16 protein-coding genes are annotated in these 13,798 nt (G+C 71.1%); 4 read left to right on the top strand and 12 right to left on the bottom strand.

Annotation, left to right across the window (positions count from 1 at the left end; genetic code table 11):
* The first annotated feature begins 73 nt into the window (after nucleotides 1-73).
* Nucleotides 74-640 carry a dihydrofolate reductase family protein gene (locus tag ITJ62_RS04895; protein ID WP_194599915.1) on the top strand — a complete coding sequence of 189 codons (567 nt, stop codon included), beginning with the start codon at nucleotides 74-76 and terminating at the stop codon, nucleotides 638-640.
* A gap of 73 nt (nucleotides 641-713) precedes the next feature.
* Here ITJ62_RS04895 and ITJ62_RS04890 read toward each other — a convergent pair whose 3' ends face one another.
* The 11 genes from ITJ62_RS04890 to ITJ62_RS04840 form a co-directional block, all read right to left on the bottom strand.
* Nucleotides 714-1,142, bottom strand: a complete 429-nt coding sequence (locus tag ITJ62_RS04890) for a molybdenum cofactor biosynthesis protein MoaE (RefSeq protein ID WP_194599914.1) — start codon at nucleotides 1,140-1,142, stop codon at nucleotides 714-716.
* Nucleotides 1,135-2,118, bottom strand: coding sequence for a bifunctional molybdenum cofactor biosynthesis protein MoaC/MoaB (gene moaCB, locus ITJ62_RS04885; protein ID WP_194599913.1), 984 nt, complete (start codon nucleotides 2,116-2,118; stop codon nucleotides 1,135-1,137). The genes ITJ62_RS04890 and moaCB overlap by 8 nt, the downstream gene beginning before the upstream one ends.
* Nucleotides 2,115-3,350 carry a gephyrin-like molybdotransferase Glp gene (gene glp, locus ITJ62_RS04880; RefSeq protein WP_194599912.1) on the bottom strand — a complete coding sequence of 412 codons (1,236 nt, stop codon included), beginning with the start codon at nucleotides 3,348-3,350 and terminating at the stop codon, nucleotides 2,115-2,117. Before glp ends, moaCB begins: the two co-directional genes overlap by 4 nt.
* Nucleotides 3,351-3,408: 58 nt before the next feature.
* Nucleotides 3,409-4,551, bottom strand: a complete 1,143-nt coding sequence (locus ITJ62_RS04875) for a ThiF family adenylyltransferase (RefSeq protein WP_194599911.1) — start codon at nucleotides 4,549-4,551, stop codon at nucleotides 3,409-3,411.
* Between the two features lie 37 nt (nucleotides 4,552-4,588).
* Nucleotides 4,589-4,966 carry a VOC family protein gene (locus ITJ62_RS04870; RefSeq protein WP_071261898.1) on the bottom strand — a complete coding sequence of 126 codons (378 nt, stop codon included), beginning with the start codon at nucleotides 4,964-4,966 and terminating at the stop codon, nucleotides 4,589-4,591.
* Nucleotides 4,967-5,013: 47 nt separating this feature from the next.
* A complete protein-coding gene (locus ITJ62_RS19285; protein ID WP_370581821.1) occupies nucleotides 5,014-5,571 on the bottom strand; it encodes a TetR/AcrR family transcriptional regulator in 558 nt (185 codons plus the stop codon).
* A gap of 22 nt (nucleotides 5,572-5,593) precedes the next feature.
* Nucleotides 5,594-6,430, bottom strand: a complete 837-nt coding sequence (locus ITJ62_RS04860) for an alpha/beta fold hydrolase (protein ID WP_194599909.1) — start codon at nucleotides 6,428-6,430, stop codon at nucleotides 5,594-5,596.
* Nucleotides 6,431-6,492: 62 nt separating this feature from the next.
* The gene (locus ITJ62_RS04855; protein ID WP_194599908.1) at nucleotides 6,493-6,750 is read right to left on the bottom strand and encodes a DUF6510 family protein; all 258 of its coding nucleotides are present in this window, start codon (nucleotides 6,748-6,750) and stop codon (nucleotides 6,493-6,495) included.
* Nucleotides 6,750-7,478: a ferredoxin reductase gene (locus ITJ62_RS04850; RefSeq protein ID WP_370581820.1), complete on the bottom strand. Its 729-nt coding sequence runs from the start codon at nucleotides 7,476-7,478 to the stop codon at nucleotides 6,750-6,752. The genes ITJ62_RS04855 and ITJ62_RS04850 overlap by 1 nt, the downstream gene beginning before the upstream one ends.
* Nucleotides 7,475-8,068: a sulfite oxidase-like oxidoreductase gene (locus ITJ62_RS04845; protein ID WP_086472594.1), complete on the bottom strand. Its 594-nt coding sequence runs from the start codon at nucleotides 8,066-8,068 to the stop codon at nucleotides 7,475-7,477. Before ITJ62_RS04845 ends, ITJ62_RS04850 begins: the two co-directional genes overlap by 4 nt.
* Nucleotides 8,069-8,157: 89 nt before the next feature.
* A complete protein-coding gene (locus ITJ62_RS04840; RefSeq protein WP_194599907.1) occupies nucleotides 8,158-8,853 on the bottom strand; it encodes an HAD hydrolase-like protein in 696 nt (231 codons plus the stop codon).
* A 100-nt stretch (nucleotides 8,854-8,953) separates the two neighbouring features.
* Here ITJ62_RS04840 and ITJ62_RS04835 point away from each other — a divergent pair, with 100 nt between their 5' ends.
* Both ITJ62_RS04835 and ITJ62_RS04830 read left to right on the top strand, forming a co-directional pair.
* Nucleotides 8,954-9,835 (top strand): TIM barrel protein, encoded by an 882-nt coding sequence (locus ITJ62_RS04835; RefSeq protein ID WP_194599906.1) that lies wholly within the window; start codon nucleotides 8,954-8,956, stop codon nucleotides 9,833-9,835.
* Nucleotides 9,832-10,884 (top strand): Gfo/Idh/MocA family protein, encoded by a 1,053-nt coding sequence (locus tag ITJ62_RS04830; protein ID WP_194599905.1) that lies wholly within the window; start codon nucleotides 9,832-9,834, stop codon nucleotides 10,882-10,884. Before ITJ62_RS04835 ends, ITJ62_RS04830 begins: the two co-directional genes overlap by 4 nt.
* A 28-nt stretch (nucleotides 10,885-10,912) precedes the next feature.
* Here the strand turns inward: ITJ62_RS04830 and ITJ62_RS04825 are convergent, their stop codons facing one another.
* Nucleotides 10,913-12,127, bottom strand: coding sequence for an ROK family transcriptional regulator (locus tag ITJ62_RS04825; protein WP_228497818.1), 1,215 nt, complete (start codon nucleotides 12,125-12,127; stop codon nucleotides 10,913-10,915).
* Between the two features lie 142 nt (nucleotides 12,128-12,269).
* Between ITJ62_RS04825 and ITJ62_RS04820 the strand changes: the two genes are divergently transcribed.
* Nucleotides 12,270-13,769 (top strand): glycoside hydrolase family 36 protein, encoded by a 1,500-nt coding sequence (locus tag ITJ62_RS04820; RefSeq protein WP_194599904.1) that lies wholly within the window; start codon nucleotides 12,270-12,272, stop codon nucleotides 13,767-13,769.
* Nucleotides 13,770-13,798: the final 29 nt, after the last annotated feature.

Below are 13,798 nucleotides of genomic sequence, written 5' to 3'. Positions count from 1 at the left end.
CGGTCCGGTGGGCGACCGGTTGACGTGCCCCGCCCGATGCGCGATGTCGGTGGTGGACGGCAGGATCAACCTCATGACTCGTGAACGTTCCTGGCACGGCTGTGTCTTCATCGGCGTGAGCCTCGACGGGTTCATCGCGGGGCCCGACGGCGACCTCGGCTGGCTCACGGAGCTCGAGCCGCGGGAGCATGCCGCGGATGCGCCGGGGAAGCACCCGGCGCTCGACTGGGATTCGTTCTTCCCGACGATCGACACCCTCGTGATGGGTCGCACCACCTACGACACCGTCCTCGGCTTCGGTGAGTGGCCGTTCGAGGGCAAGCGCGTCGTCGTGCTGAGCACCACGCTCGAGGCAGGGGACGACCGCATCACGGTCGCCGGGTCGGTCGACGAGGCGGCCGCCCTGCTCGACGAGGCCGGGGCCGGCCGCGTCTACATCGACGGCGGCAGGACCATCCAGGCGTTCCTCGGTGCTGGCCTCGTCGACGAGATCACCGTGTCGGTCGCGCCGGTGCTCATCGGCTCGGGCGCCCGCCTCTTCGGCGACCTCGACGCCGACGTCCGCCTGCGGCTCCGCGGCACCCACGCGACGCCCGAGGACGGACTCGTGCGCATCACCTACGACGTGCTGCCACGCTGACAGCTCGCTTCGCCCCGAATGGTCGCCCACGCTTCGTGCGAGTGACCACTCGGGGCGAACCGAGGGTGGGCCGCTACAGGCCGACCCACTCCGTCTCGCCGTCGGTCAGGTGCTGGCGCTTCCAGATGGGGACGGTGCGCTTGATCTCCTCGACCAGCCGCTCGCAGGCGGCGAACGCCTCGGCCCGGTGCGCAGCGGCGACGGCGGCCACGAGGGCCAGGTCGCCGACGACGAGCGACCCGACGCGGTGCGCTGCTGCCACTCGAAGCCCGGTCTCCGCGGCGACCGTCCGGCAGCAGTCCTCCAGGAACCGTTGGGCGTCGGGGTGGGCCCGGTAGTCGAGGGCGTCGACAGCCTCGCCGTGGTCGTGGTCGCGCACGATGCCTCGGAAGGCGACGAGTGCGCCGTTGGCGGGCGCAGCGACGAAGTCCTCGATCGCATGCGCATCGAGGGGCGACTCGGAGATGAAGGCGAGGACCTCGGGAACCGTCGACTCACTCATGCGAGCCACCTCCGGCGATCTGGGCGACGAGGTGGTCGAGCAGGCCGTCGAGGACCGCGAGTCCGTCCTTCACGCCACCGGTCGACCCGGGCAGGTTCACCACGACGGTGCCGCCGGAGACTCCCGCGAGCCCGCGACTGAGCGCCGCGGTCGGGGTCTTGGTCGACCCGAGGGTGCGGATCGCCTCCGAGATGCCGGGCAGCTCGCGGTCGAGGTGGGGCTGCGTCGCCTCCGGGGTGCGGTCGCTCGGCGAGAGGCCGGTGCCGCCCGTCGTGATGAGCACCGCGGGCGCGGCGTCCAGGGCTGCCGTGATCGCGAGGTGCACGTCGGCGTCGGACACGACCGTCACCGCATCCACCGCGTAGTCGTGCTCGGACAACCAGGCGGAGATGCGCGGCCCCGTGAGGTCTTCGCGCGTGCCCGCCGCGCCGGCGGTCGACGCGACGATGACGGCCGCGGTTCGCGGACGGACCGTTCGCGCCACAGGTGCTTCGATCGGCTCCGACGTCTCCGGCGTCCAGTTCCCGCGCTTGCCGCCGGACTTCTCCAGCAGCCGGATGTCGCAGAGGACCGATGCCGGGTCGACGGCCTTGACCATGTCGTGCAGGGTCAGGCCGGCGATCGACGCGGCCGTCAGGGCCTCCATCTCGACCCCGGTCTGGCCGGTGGTCTTCGCCGTCGCGGTGATGACGATGGAGTCCTCGGTGAAGGCGAAGTCGAGGCTCACGGACGACAGCGCGAGCTGGTGGCAGAGCGGAATGAGTTCGCTCGTCCGCTTGGCTCCCGCGATCCCCGCGATGCGGGCGGTCGCGATGACGTCCGCCTTCGGCAGGCCGTCCGCTTGAACGAGCGCGATCACGTCTGGTCGGGTGGTGAAGGTCGCGGTCGCCGTCGCGACCCGCTTCGTGGTGGCCTTGTCGCCGACATCGACCATGCGTGCGCGGCCGTCGTCGTCGAGGTGTGTGAGCCCGGTCATAGTGCCCATGCTTCCACAGCGTCACCGGCGTCGAGCTCGAGCGTGTCCTCAGGGATCACGATCAGCACGTCGGAGGCCGCGAGCCCGGCGACCAGGTGCGAGCCGGGGCCCGCGACCGGTTCGACCCGACCATCGTCTCGGCGGCGTCCGCGGAGGAACTGGCGCTTGCCGGGCACCGAACGCACGGCGACCGCGAGTCCGGCCGGCACACGCGACGCCTGCGGCAGGCCGGCGACCCGGCGGAGGACCGGAGCGACGAAGACCTCGAACGAGAGCTGAGTGCTCACCGGGTTGCCGGGGAACGCGATGATCGGGACGCCCCGGTGGGCACCGAGCGCCTGTGGTCCGCCGGGCTGCATCGCGACCGAACCGATCCAACCACCCAGCGGCCCGAGGACGTCACGGACGACCTCGTGCTCGCCCATCGAGATCCCGCCGGAGGTGAGGATGAGATCGACCTCGCCGTGGAGGTCGTCGAGCAGGGCGAGCAGGACGCCGGCGTCGTCGACGACGCGCGCACGGGCGGCGACCTCGGCCCCGGCAGCGACGACGGCGGCCGCCAGCGCGGTCCCGTTGGAGTCGAAGGTCTGGCCGAGCGTCGGTGTCTCGCCGGGTTCGACGAGTTCGGCACCGGTCGTGACGATCGCGACCCGCACCCGCCGACGCACCTCGACGGTCGTGATCCCGGCCGCAGCCAACACGGCGAGGTGTCGTGAAGCGAGGCGTACGCCGGCCGGCAGCAGCTCTTCACCGGCGCGGACGTCGCTCCCGCGCTCCCGGACGAACAGTCCCACCGGGCGCTCGCCGCCGTTGCGCGGACGACCGAGGACGACGGTCTCGACACCGTGGGAATCCGTCTCGACCTCGCTCTCCTCGACGGGCACGACGACGTCCGCTCCCGGCGGCACGACCGCGCCGGTCATGATGCGTACCGAGGTCCCCGGTTCGAGCGGCGCGGGGTCGATCGGGCGCGCGGCGATCTCGCCCACCACTCGCAGTCGCGTCTCGTCGCCCGTGAGGTCTGTCGCCCGAACTGCGAAGCCGTCCATCTGCGAGTTGCGGAACAGCGGCAGGTCGACCGGCGACGGCACCGCCACGGCTGTCACCCGAGCTGCGGCCTCGTCGATCGGCACGTGCTCGGCGCCGGTGTCGGTCACGTCGTCGAGGAGGGCGGCGACGTCGGAGGCGTGCTGCTCGACGGTCTTCCGACTCGTGGGCGCTGGCGTCGTCATGGTGGTTCCCGTCGTCGAGGTCGGTCGGTGGGGCTGCACGGGGTGTTCGGAGCCGCGGTCAGTAGCGGGGGACGGACGGATCCACGAGGCGCGACCATGCGTCGATGCCGCCCTCGAGATGGACGGCGGAGTAGCCGCGCTCGAGGAGCAGGCGGAGCGCCGACTCCGACCGGATGCCATGGTGGCAGTAGACGACCACGGGCGTCTCGGGGTCGAGCCCGTGGAGCGTCTCGGGGAGCGAGCCGAGCGGCATCAGGGTCGAACCGGGCAACCGGGCGATCTCCGCCTCCCACGGCTCCCGGACGTCGAGCAGCACGGCTTCGTCCTCGCTCGCCGCGAGCTGCGGTGCGGTGATCGTGCGGCCGCCGTGTCGCGGCTCGTGCGGGGCTGCTGCGGCTGCGGCGCTCGCCGCGTCCCCTCCTGGGGTCCGATGCAGATGCTCATCGAGCGACACCTGCCGGCCCCCCGCGGGGTCGCGCTCGTACCGGAGTTCGCGGAACCCGCCGCTCAGCCCGTCGAACATCGTCACCCGGCCGAGCGAGAGGGTCCCGACCCCGGTGAGCACCTTGATCGCCTCGGTCGCCATGATGGACCCGATGACCCCGACCGTGGTGGGCAGGACGCCGCCGGCCTCGCAGGAGAGCACCGAACCGTCCGTCGGCGGGTGGGGGAAGAGGTCGCGGTAGCGCGGGCCGCGAGACGACCAGCTGAGCCCGGCCTGCCCGCCGTACTGCGAGACGGCACCCCAGACGAGTGGGACGTCGGCGAGCGTCGCGGCGTCGTCGACCAGGTAACGGGTCTCGAAGTTGTCGCTGCCGTCGATGACGAGGTCGATCTCCGCGTCGGCCAGGAGGCCCATGATCTCGCCGGGTCCGAGGCGGAGGCGGTGCCTGAGGATCGTCGCATCGGTGTTGACGGCGAGGGCGCGGTCGGCGGCGGAGTCGACTTTCGGACGGCCGACGTCCGCGGTGCTGTGGACGGTCTGCCGGTGCAGGTTGCTGAGCTCGACCGTGTCGTCGTCCACCAGGTGGATCGCGCCGTCACCGGAACCGACACCGGCAGCGGCGAGCGCCGGGATGACGATGCTGCCGAGGCCGCCGGCGCCGACGATCAGCACCCGCGCGTCGGCGAGGCGCTGCTGCGCCGCTGGTCCGAACCCGGGGAGGGCGAGCTGCCTGGCGTACCGCGCGGTCGAGGACATGCGCCGATTATCCCACCGGCACCGTGCCCGCCGGCCCTCAGACCGGCTTGACCGGCGTGCGCAGGAGGCAGAAGGCGTTGCCCTCGGGATCGGCGAGGACGTGCCACGACTCGTCGCCCGTCTGCCCGATGTCCGTCGGGCGCGCACCGAGGGCCAGCAGGCGTTCGAGCTCGGCGTCCTGGTCGCCGTCGGTCGGGCTGACGTCGATGTGGAGCTTCGACTTCGGCTGCGGCGGGTCGTCGCTGCGGCTGAGGATGATGGTCGGCTGCGATCCACCGAAGCCGTCCCGCGCTCCGATCTCCACCCCGTCCTCGTCTCGGTCGAGCACGACGAAGTCGAGGACCTCGCACCAGAAGCGGGCGAGCGCTTCCGGATCGCGGCAGTCCAGGACGAGTTCACTGATGCGACATGACATGACGGCAATGTACCGGCGCGATCCTCGTGGCGGAAGCCGTTGCGGAGCTACGAGGATGCGCCACCGTTCGTCTCGGCCCAGTTGGTCAGGGTGATCACGAAGCCACGGACGAGGCGGTCGAAGCTGCGGTCGAGGTCTCGGTCGAGGCCGAAGGAGCCCGCCGCCTCGAGCGAGACGAAGCCGTGCAGGGTGGAGCGGAACGCGCGGATCGCGTCGATGGCGTCGTCGCCGCGGAGTTCGTAGGCCGTGAGGACGTCGGAGATGACCTGGATGGTGCCGAGCGACGCCGCCGTGTCCTCCTCGTCCTCCGGCCCGGCGATCCACTGCGCGGCCGTATAGCGTGCCGGGTGCTCCAGTGCCCACTCCCGGTAGGCCCCGGCCATCACCGTGATCGCGTCCGCACCAGAACGGCCGACGGCCGCGCGCAGCAGGACGTCGCCGAGCTCCCCCTTGGCCTGGAGGGAGATGCTCCGGCGGAGTCCGGCGAGCGAGTCGAGGTGCTTGTAGAGCGAGGGCTGCCGGACGCCGAGCCGTTCGGCGAGGGCGGCGAGGGTCAGCCCCTCGAGCCCGACTTCGTCGGCGAGTTCAGCCGCTTCGTCCACCACGCGCGCGCGGCTGAGTCCCGCCCTAGGCACGGTGCAGCGCCGACTGGAGGAAGCCGAGGACGGCCTGCGAGGTGACCTCGGGCTGCTGGGCCTGCGGGTAGTGGCCGGCGTCCTCGACGAGGACGACCTCGGCCTGCAGGGTGTCGCCGATCCAGCGGGCCTCTGCCGCGGGGTCGGGGAAGTCGGGGTCTCTCGTGCCCATGATCACGAGCGTCGGAGCGCTCACGCCGGGGAGCGCAGCCTCGGCCGGGGCGTGGTCGGTCTGTCTCGTCGTCTGCGAGAAGGCCTTGCCGTAGGCGGGTCGACGCAGGCTCGCGAAGACGTCGGCGAGGTGGTCGTCGAAGTCGACCGGCTTCCGGCCCGCGTTCAGCGTGGGGAGGTAAGCCTTCCAGACCCGTGCGATCCACAGCGGAGCCATCATGGCGCGGAAGACCGCCTGCATGACGGCGCCCGCCTTCGGGTTGCGGACGAACGGTCCGACGAGCACGAGACCGGACACGTCGTCGGGGTGCTCTGCAGCGACGATCACGCCCGCGCCGGCAGCGAGGGAGTTGCCGACGATGACGGCCGGGGCGCCCAGGTCGCGGATGAGGGCGTGGACGTCCGAGGCGGTCGCGACGTCGCCGTACGAGGAGAACGTCGTGTCGCTGTCGCCGTGACCACGGAGGTCGGTGGAGGCGACGCGGTACCCAGCCTGGACGAGCGCGGGAGCGAGGAAGCGGTAGGAGGAGCGGAGCTCGCCCATTCCCGGGACGAGGACGACGAGCGGGCCGTCTCCCTGGATCTCGTAGGCGATCTTGCCCTCGGGACGGTCGAGGTAGCGGGTGGCAGGCCCTGTCGATGCCGGGTTCGTGTTCATGAAGCTAGTCTGCATCGCCGTTTGGCTAATGTCAATAGCTTTTACGGGCGAGTGTGGGGGCGTCAGCCGAGGTCCGTCCACCAGCGGACGCCGTCGAGGGTGACGCGCGTGGTCTCCTCGTGATGGAGGACGACGAGCAGGACGTCGTCGCAGTGGCGGCAGCGCACCACCCACGCCTCCGGGGTGCCGAACACCAGCTCCGCGGCGAGGGGTGAGACGTCGCGGCACCCGAGGCACTGCGACATCGTGCCGCTCGGGTCGGTGCCGGTCAGCTCCGACAGGGTTCCGGCGAGGACGTTCCCGTCCAGATGCGAGGTCATCACGCGCCTCCGAACCGTTCGGTCTTGATGCGGGCGGGATCATGGCCGATCGCGACCAGGGTGTCGGCGACCGCCTCGACGAAGCCGGTCGGTCCGCAGACGAACACCGACGGGGCCTCGCCGCCGGTGACCTCGAGCGCCTGCAGGTCGGCCGCGACCAGGCGGCCGGCGGGACGAGGCCAGCCATCGGGCGCTCGCCGGGTGTAGATCCAGGTGACCTCGACTCCGGTCGCCGCAGCGAGCTCATCGGCGAAGAAGGCGTCCTGCGGTGAGCGGACCGAGTACACGAGTCGGAACGGCGTCGTGCTCCCGGCCGCCTCGTGCGCTCGCACCATCGCCATGAGCGGCACGATGCCCGAACCTCCGCCGATCAGGAGGACCGGCTCCGTGTCCTCGGGGCGCCAGACGAACCAGCCGCCCAGTGGGCCACGCACCTCGACCTGGTCGCCGACCTCGATCGCGTCGACGAGGAACGGGGAGACCTCGCCGTCGGGGACCCGGTCGACGGCGATCTCGATGCGGTCACCGGCGTCCGCCGAGGCGATCGAGTAGGAGCGCACCGCCTGGTAGCCGTCGGGCGCCGTGAGGCGGACGTCGGCGTGCTGCCCGGCGAGGTTCCCGCCCCAGCCGGGAGCGTCCAGGATGAGGCTCCGCCCCGATGGGGTCAGCTGCGTCGCCGTGACCACGGTGGCCGCCTTCCAGACGTCGACATGGCCCGTGCGCCTCACGAGTACCGCTGTTCGAGCCAGGGATCACCGTAGGCGTGGTATCCGTTCTGCTCCCAGAACCCCGGTTCGTCGTCCTGCTGCATGACGAGGCCGCGGATCCACTTCGCGCTCTTCCAGAAGTAGAGGTGCGGGATGAGGAGCCTCGCCGGGCCGCCGTGCTCCGCGGCGAGTGGCTCGCCGTCGAAGCCGGTGGCGATCCAGGCCTTGCCGTCCAGGAGGTCGTCGAGTGGGACGTTGGTCGTGTAACCGCCGTAGGAGTGGGCCATCACGAAGTCGTAACCGCTCTCGACCTCGGCGAAGAGCGTGTCGAGGGAGACGCCCTGCCAGCTCGTGCCGAGTTTCGTCCAGCGGGTCACGCAGTGGATGTCGCGGGTGATGTCGTCCTGCTGGAGGGCCTGCATGGCCGCCCAGTCCCAGCGGTGGGTCTCGCCCGTCTCCGTGCGGATCTGGAACTCCCACTCATCGGTGTCGATCCGTGGCGTGGGCCCGGCGGACAGCACCGGGAAGTCCTCGGTGAGGAACTGACCGGGCGGGAGTCGATCGTCCTGCTCCCGTGCCCGTCCTCCGAAACCGCGTGTGAACACCGCCATGTCGACCTCCTCAGGATGGTCATCACCCTAGTGAGCAGGTGTCGGTGAAGCCAGGCCCTCCTGGGGTCACCAAGTGGTTCCGGCCTCGCTCAGCCGGTGATGAGGTTCGACAGCGCGTCGATCGAGTGGACGACGGCGAGGGCGCCGGTGGCCTCCGCCGGTGAGCCGTAGCCCCACTCGACGAGGATCGTCGGGATCCCGTGCGCCGCTGCACCCTCGATGTCGTGGAGGCGGTCGCCGACCAGTACGGTGCGGGACGTGTCGACGCCGGCGGCCGTGAGGCGCCGGAGGGCCTCGCCGACGACGTCGGCCTTGCTGCTGCGGACCTCGTCCTCGGAGGCGCCCGTGACGACGGTGAAGTACTGGCTCAGGCCGAAGTGGTCGAGGATCGTGTTCGCCTGCGACTCGGGCTTCGAGGTCGCGAGCCCGATCGGGATCCCGGCCTCGGAGATGCGCGCGAGCAGCCCGGCGACGCCTGGGAACACCGCGGTGCCGACCTCGGCGCCCTCGATGGCGACCTGGCGACGGTACTCGGTGAGGGCGAGCTGCGACTGCAGGGGGTCCATGTCCGCGAAGTCGCGGAAGGAGTCGAGCAGCGGCGGCCCGACCCAACGCAGCAGCGATTCGTCGGACGGGACGACGGCACCGACGTTCGCCAGGGTCGTCTTCATGCGCGAGATGATGCCGGGCGCCGAGTCCACGATCGTGCCGTCGAGGTCGAACAGCACGCAGGACCAGCTGCGGTGGAAGGACACGGTCGTACTCGCGAGGTAGAGATCGGTCACACGCTACATCCTAGGGCGACCCCTCCCGTCGGGAAGGGTTGTCAACCGGTTGCCAGAGCCGTAGGCTGACAGGGCCGGCAGCCCGACTGTCTGGTTCCCGATGACGAGAACGAACGCGAAGGCGGAAGCGCACGTGAATGCACAACACCCGGTGAGCTGGACCCTGTCGGGCTTCGGCGACGAGATCGACGCCGACCCGACGACGCAGATCGCCGTGCTGGAGGCGCTCGGGGCATCGCACATCGAGGTCCGGAGCGCGTGGGGCGTCAACATCATCGACCTCGACGCCGACCAGCTCGCCCGACTCGGCGCGCAGCTGCAGCGGTCGGGCATGGGCGTGTCCGCCATCGGGTCGCCGATCGGCAAGGTCGACGTGGCTCTCGACGCCGAGCTGGAGGTCGCCCGCCTCGCGCGAGCGATCGCGGCTGCACACGCCCTCGGAACGCCGAACATCCGCATCTTCTCCTTCTTCCGCGGCGAGGGCGTGCCGGTTGAGGCCACCCGCGACGACGTCCTGGTCCGCATGCGCCTGCTCGCCGACCTGGCTGAGCGTGAGGGGGTCGTGCTCCTGCACGAGAACGAGAAGGACATCTACGGCGACGTCCCGGAGCGCATCCTCGACCTCGTCGAGTCGGTCGGATCACCCGCGCTGCGGCTCGCCTGGGACAACGCGAACTTCGTCCAGGTGGGTGTGGCGCCGTTCGACGACGGCTACGCGATGCTGCGCCCGTACCTCGACTACCTGCAGGTCAAGGACGCGGTCGCCGAGAGCGGCCAGGTCGTACCGTCCGGCGAGGGCGACGGGCAACTGCGTGAAACGCTCACGGCGTTGCGCGACGACGGCTACGCCGGGTTCGCCTCGCTCGAGCCGCACCTCGCCGACACCCACGCGCTCGGCGGCTTCTCGGGTCCCGCCTCGTTCGGCGTGGCCGCCCGGGCCTTCCGGAGGCTCACCGACGAGCTGGGGATCGAGCTGCGATGAGCAGGGAGCCGGAGCCCACCATCCGTCGCGTCGCCGTGATCGGGTGCGGCGACATCGCAGCCCTCCACCTCGCGGCTATCGGGACGGTCCCCGGTGCGCAGCTCGTGGCGGTGTGCGACGTCGACGCCGGCCGGCTCGATGCGGCGACGGCTGCGACGGGTGCCCAGGGATTCACCGACCTCGATCGACTGTTCGACGAGGCGCGACCCGACGTCGTCCACATCTGCACCCCGCACCACCTGCACGCCGACCAGGCGATCCGGGCGCTCGAGCGCGGGATCAACGTCATCCTCGAGAAGCCCCTCGCCCACACACGCGAGGAGGCCGAACGGCTCCTGGCTGCGGCCGAGCACAGTCGAGCGAAGATCGCGGTGTGCTTCCAGAACCGCTACAACCAGCCCGCGGAGCGCGCGAAGGAACTGCTCGACTCGGGTGAGCTCGGCGCCGTTCTCGGCGCCTCGGCGGTCGTGCCGTGGCATCGGACGGCGGCCTACTACGAGGATCGCCCGTGGCGCGGCCGCTGGGACACCGGCGGCGGCGGACTCCTCATGAACCAGGCGATCCATACGATCGACCTCGTGCAGTGGTTGGTCGGCGACCCGCTCGAGGCGACGGGGTCGATCGCCACGCGCGCGCTCGCCGAGGTGATCGAGGTCGAGGACACGGCCGAGCTGCGCATCGTGCACGCGGGTGGCGCGACGAGCACGGTCTACGCGACGGTCGCCGGGGTCGCGAACCTGCCGGTGACGATCGACGTCGTCTGCGAGCGGGGCACGCTGAGCCTCGGCGCCGAACTCACCGCACGCTTCGCCGATGGGCGCGTCGAGACCACCGTCGAGCGGGTGACGGCCAGCGGAGCGCGTGCCTACTGGGGCGTGTCCCATGAACGGCTGATCCAGGACTTCTACGCGGGGCTCGACGAGCCGGGCGCCTTCTGGCTCCACCCTGCAGAAGCACGCAAGGCGTTCGACGTGGTCCAGGACGTCTACGACGCGGCGATCCCCGAGCGACGGTCGTCGGTCCTCGCCGCGCAGCTCGGCGGTCGCTGAGCCACGACCGGTCGCGGGAGGCGACGGCTCAGGACGCTGCGGTCTGCCTGACGAGCCGCAGCGCTCCGGCCGGGTCGGGGAACCGCTCCACGTTTCGGACCGCCGCCTCCAGGACGGTGTCGAGGTGCTGGGAGGCCAGGCTGACGCCACCCATCGCCACCGCCTCCGAACCGAGCGAGGAGACGACCACGTCCGGCGGCAGCGGGCAGATCCCACCGAGGGTGCGGATGAAGCGCGGCAGGAAGACGTCCGCGCCCGGAGCGCTTCCGCCGCCGACCACGAGGAGCTCCGGATCGAGTGCGAGGACCATGGCCGCCGCGCCGGTGGCCAGGTCGTCCGCGAACTCGTCCATCGCCGCCAGGGCGATCCGATCACCGGCGCGAGCCGCATCGAAGATCTCCTCGCGGGACGGCCGTGGTGAGCCGAGGACCGACTCGCCGTACCGCTCGTTCAGACGTGACCACCGGAGTTCGGGCATCTCGCCGACGATCCCTGCCGCACCGTGCACGCCGCGATGCACCTTGCCGTCGACGACGGAGGCCGCGCTGGTGCGCACGCCGCAGAGGAGGTAGACGACGTCGCCGTGGCCCTGTGCCGCGCCGACGGTCAGTTCCGCGCGGGCGCCGAGCGCGACGTCGCCCTCCACCAGGACGGCTCCGTCGAACTCCCGCTCGAACCGCGCGCGCAGATTCAGCCCGACCCAGCCCGGGAGCCCCGTCCCGCCGAAGTGCAGCACCTCGCCGTCCCGGCCGATCGCGCCCGGGGATCCCACGGCGACGATCCACACCGACCCGCGGGTGAGGCCGAGGGAGCTGAGCACCGCATCGCCGGTCGCCAGCGCCAGGGTGATGCGCTCGGTCGCGCCCGTGTCCTCGGGCAGGCGAGCCGTGCGCTGGCCCAGGACGGCACCGGCGAGGTCGGTCACGACGGCGTGGATGTGGTTCGCGCCGATGTCGAGCGACAGGAGGTGGCCGAGTCCGGCCCGCACGCTGAAGGCGGTGGCGGGTCTGCCGATCCGGGACGCCGAGGCGCGTTCGGCGGATTCGAGCCAGCCCATCGCGACGAGGTCCGTGACGATCGCGTCGATGGCCGTCCGAGACAGCCCGGACGCGTTCGCCAGCTCCCGCAGGGTGAGCGGCTGCGGGAGCAGGGCGCGCAGCACACCGAGCGAGTTCATCCTCCGGAGCAACGAACGACTGCCCATCGATCCGCCGGACGGCTCCACCATCGCCTCTCGAGGCATTCCCATTCCCCTCTTGCGACTTTTCACGGCACGTTGCAGTATTAACTCCGCCTCCTCGACTCTACCCGCGGCAGCCCCGTGGTGGCAGTCGGGAAACCCGCGTCGATTCCGAGCGCGCACCCACCCAGAGAGAAAGCCGGCCATGCTGCACACCTTCACCTTCGGTGACCTCCGCATCCCCGCGAACCTCGCCGGCGAACCGACGGCCACGAGCACGGGGTTCGTCGTGCCCGCCGGTCCGGTCGCGCTCCTCCACCCCTTCGGCGACACCGGCTTCTACCGGCACGGCTGGAACTCGTGGAGCCCGAGCGGGTGGACCACCACCGACGGCGAGACCATCGGCATCAAGGACAACCCCGACCGGCTGCTCACCGCCGACGACGCGGTCAACGAGACCCCGCACCTCCACTCCGGCAGTGGCGTCGGGGCCATCGAGGGACCGGACGGCACCGTGCTGCTCATCGGGACCCTCGGGCTCGGCAACCCCCGGGTCGGTGCCGACCGCAACACGATCTGGGCGCGGAGCGAGACCGACGAAGCCGAGTGGTTCGTCACGTTCGGACCGGAGCAGCAGGCCTTCGCCGACTACGCGGCGATCCTGTCCGAACGGCTGGGGCGGCGCTCGCAGCGAGCCGGTCGCGTCTGGAGCAGTTGGTACTCCTACTACGAGGGCATCGACGAGGAGCTGGTCGCCCGCACCGTGGCCGACCTCGCCGGGTACCCCTTCGACGTGTTCCAGCTCGACGACGGCTGGGAGCCGATCGTGGGCGATTGGACGGCCGGCCCGGACTTCCCGTCGGGTATGCAGGCGACCGCCGGTCGCATCGCCGAAGCCGGGTTCCGCCCGGGGCTCTGGCTCGCTCCCATGATCGCGCTTCCCGAGTCCACGATCGCGCGGGAGCGCCCCGACCTCCTCGTGCAAGACGACGCCGGGCGCCCGCTGGCGACCGGCTACAACTGGAACTCCCACTACTACTCGCTCGACACCACGCAGCGGGAGGTGCAGGACCACCTCCGCGAGGTCTTCGAGCGCGTCACCGGGTGGGGCTTCAGCTACCTCAAGCTCGACTTCATGTACGCGGGGGCCGTCACCGGTCGGCGGCACCAGGACGTCCACCGCGAGACCGCCTACCGGGATGCGATCTCGTTCATCAGGGAGGTGGTCGGCGACGACGTGTACCTGCTCGGCTGCGGCGTCCCGATGATCCCGTCCATCGGGGTGTTCGACGGCGCGCGCGTGGGGCCGGATGTCGGTCCGTTCTGGGACAACGCCGAACGGGTCGGCGACCCGTCGGGCGTCGGGGCGTGGAACTCCATCGTCGACTCCGTCAACCGCGTCTGGCTCAAGGACGTCTACGAGGTCGACCCCGATGCCGTCTACTTCCGCAGCGCCCGGAACCTCCTCGACCCCGTCGAACGTCGCATGCTCCAGGACGTCGCCGCCATCCTCGAGTTCAAGTCGACCTCCGACCCGGTGGTCTGGCTGCACGAGAGCGAACGCGTCGAACTCCGCCAGTACCTCACGGAGACGCCGACGGTGGAGCAGACGGGGCGGTTCACCTTCCGGCTCGACGGCCGCGAGGTCGACCTGACGGCCGTCGTGGCGGGAGAGGCCCGCTCCGACACCTCGTACATCGGGTGACGCCTGGCGCTCGGTGGCGAACCGGCGTT

It is taken from the genome of Plantibacter sp. VKM Ac-2876 (genome assembly GCF_015350715.1).
In the GTDB taxonomy this organism is placed as follows: domain Bacteria; phylum Actinomycetota; class Actinomycetes; order Actinomycetales; family Microbacteriaceae; genus Plantibacter; species Plantibacter auratus.
Note: the sequence above shows the minus strand (reverse complement) of the source record. Positions and strands in the feature narration are given on the sequence as shown.

Excerpts from the sequence above, each read along its gene's own strand:
- ITJ62_RS04895 (WP_194599915.1), top strand. The coding sequence starts at position 74 with ATGACTCGTGAACGTTCCTGGCACGGCTGTGTCTTCATCGGCGTGAGC.
- ITJ62_RS04890 (WP_194599914.1), bottom strand. The coding sequence starts at position 1,142 with ATGAGTGAGTCGACGGTTCCCGAGGTCCTCGCCTTCATCTCCGAGTCG.
- moaCB (WP_194599913.1), bottom strand. The coding sequence starts at position 2,118 with ATGACCGGGCTCACACACCTCGACGACGACGGCCGCGCACGCATGGTC.
- glp (WP_194599912.1), bottom strand. The coding sequence starts at position 3,350 with ATGACGACGCCAGCGCCCACGAGTCGGAAGACCGTCGAGCAGCACGCC.
- ITJ62_RS04875 (WP_194599911.1), bottom strand. The coding sequence starts at position 4,551 with ATGTCCTCGACCGCGCGGTACGCCAGGCAGCTCGCCCTCCCCGGGTTC.
- ITJ62_RS04870 (WP_071261898.1), bottom strand. The coding sequence starts at position 4,966 with ATGTCATGTCGCATCAGTGAACTCGTCCTGGACTGCCGCGATCCGGAA.
- ITJ62_RS04860 (WP_194599909.1), bottom strand. The coding sequence starts at position 6,430 with ATGAACACGAACCCGGCATCGACAGGGCCTGCCACCCGCTACCTCGAC.
- ITJ62_RS04855 (WP_194599908.1), bottom strand. The coding sequence starts at position 6,750 with ATGACCTCGCATCTGGACGGGAACGTCCTCGCCGGAACCCTGTCGGAG.
- ITJ62_RS04845 (WP_086472594.1), bottom strand. The coding sequence starts at position 8,068 with ATGGCGGTGTTCACACGCGGTTTCGGAGGACGGGCACGGGAGCAGGAC.
- ITJ62_RS04835 (WP_194599906.1), top strand. The coding sequence starts at position 8,954 with ATGACGAGAACGAACGCGAAGGCGGAAGCGCACGTGAATGCACAACAC.
- ITJ62_RS04830 (WP_194599905.1), top strand. The coding sequence starts at position 9,832 with ATGAGCAGGGAGCCGGAGCCCACCATCCGTCGCGTCGCCGTGATCGGG.
- ITJ62_RS04825 (WP_228497818.1), bottom strand. The coding sequence starts at position 12,127 with ATGCCTCGAGAGGCGATGGTGGAGCCGTCCGGCGGATCGATGGGCAGT.
- ITJ62_RS04820 (WP_194599904.1), top strand. The coding sequence starts at position 12,270 with ATGCTGCACACCTTCACCTTCGGTGACCTCCGCATCCCCGCGAACCTC.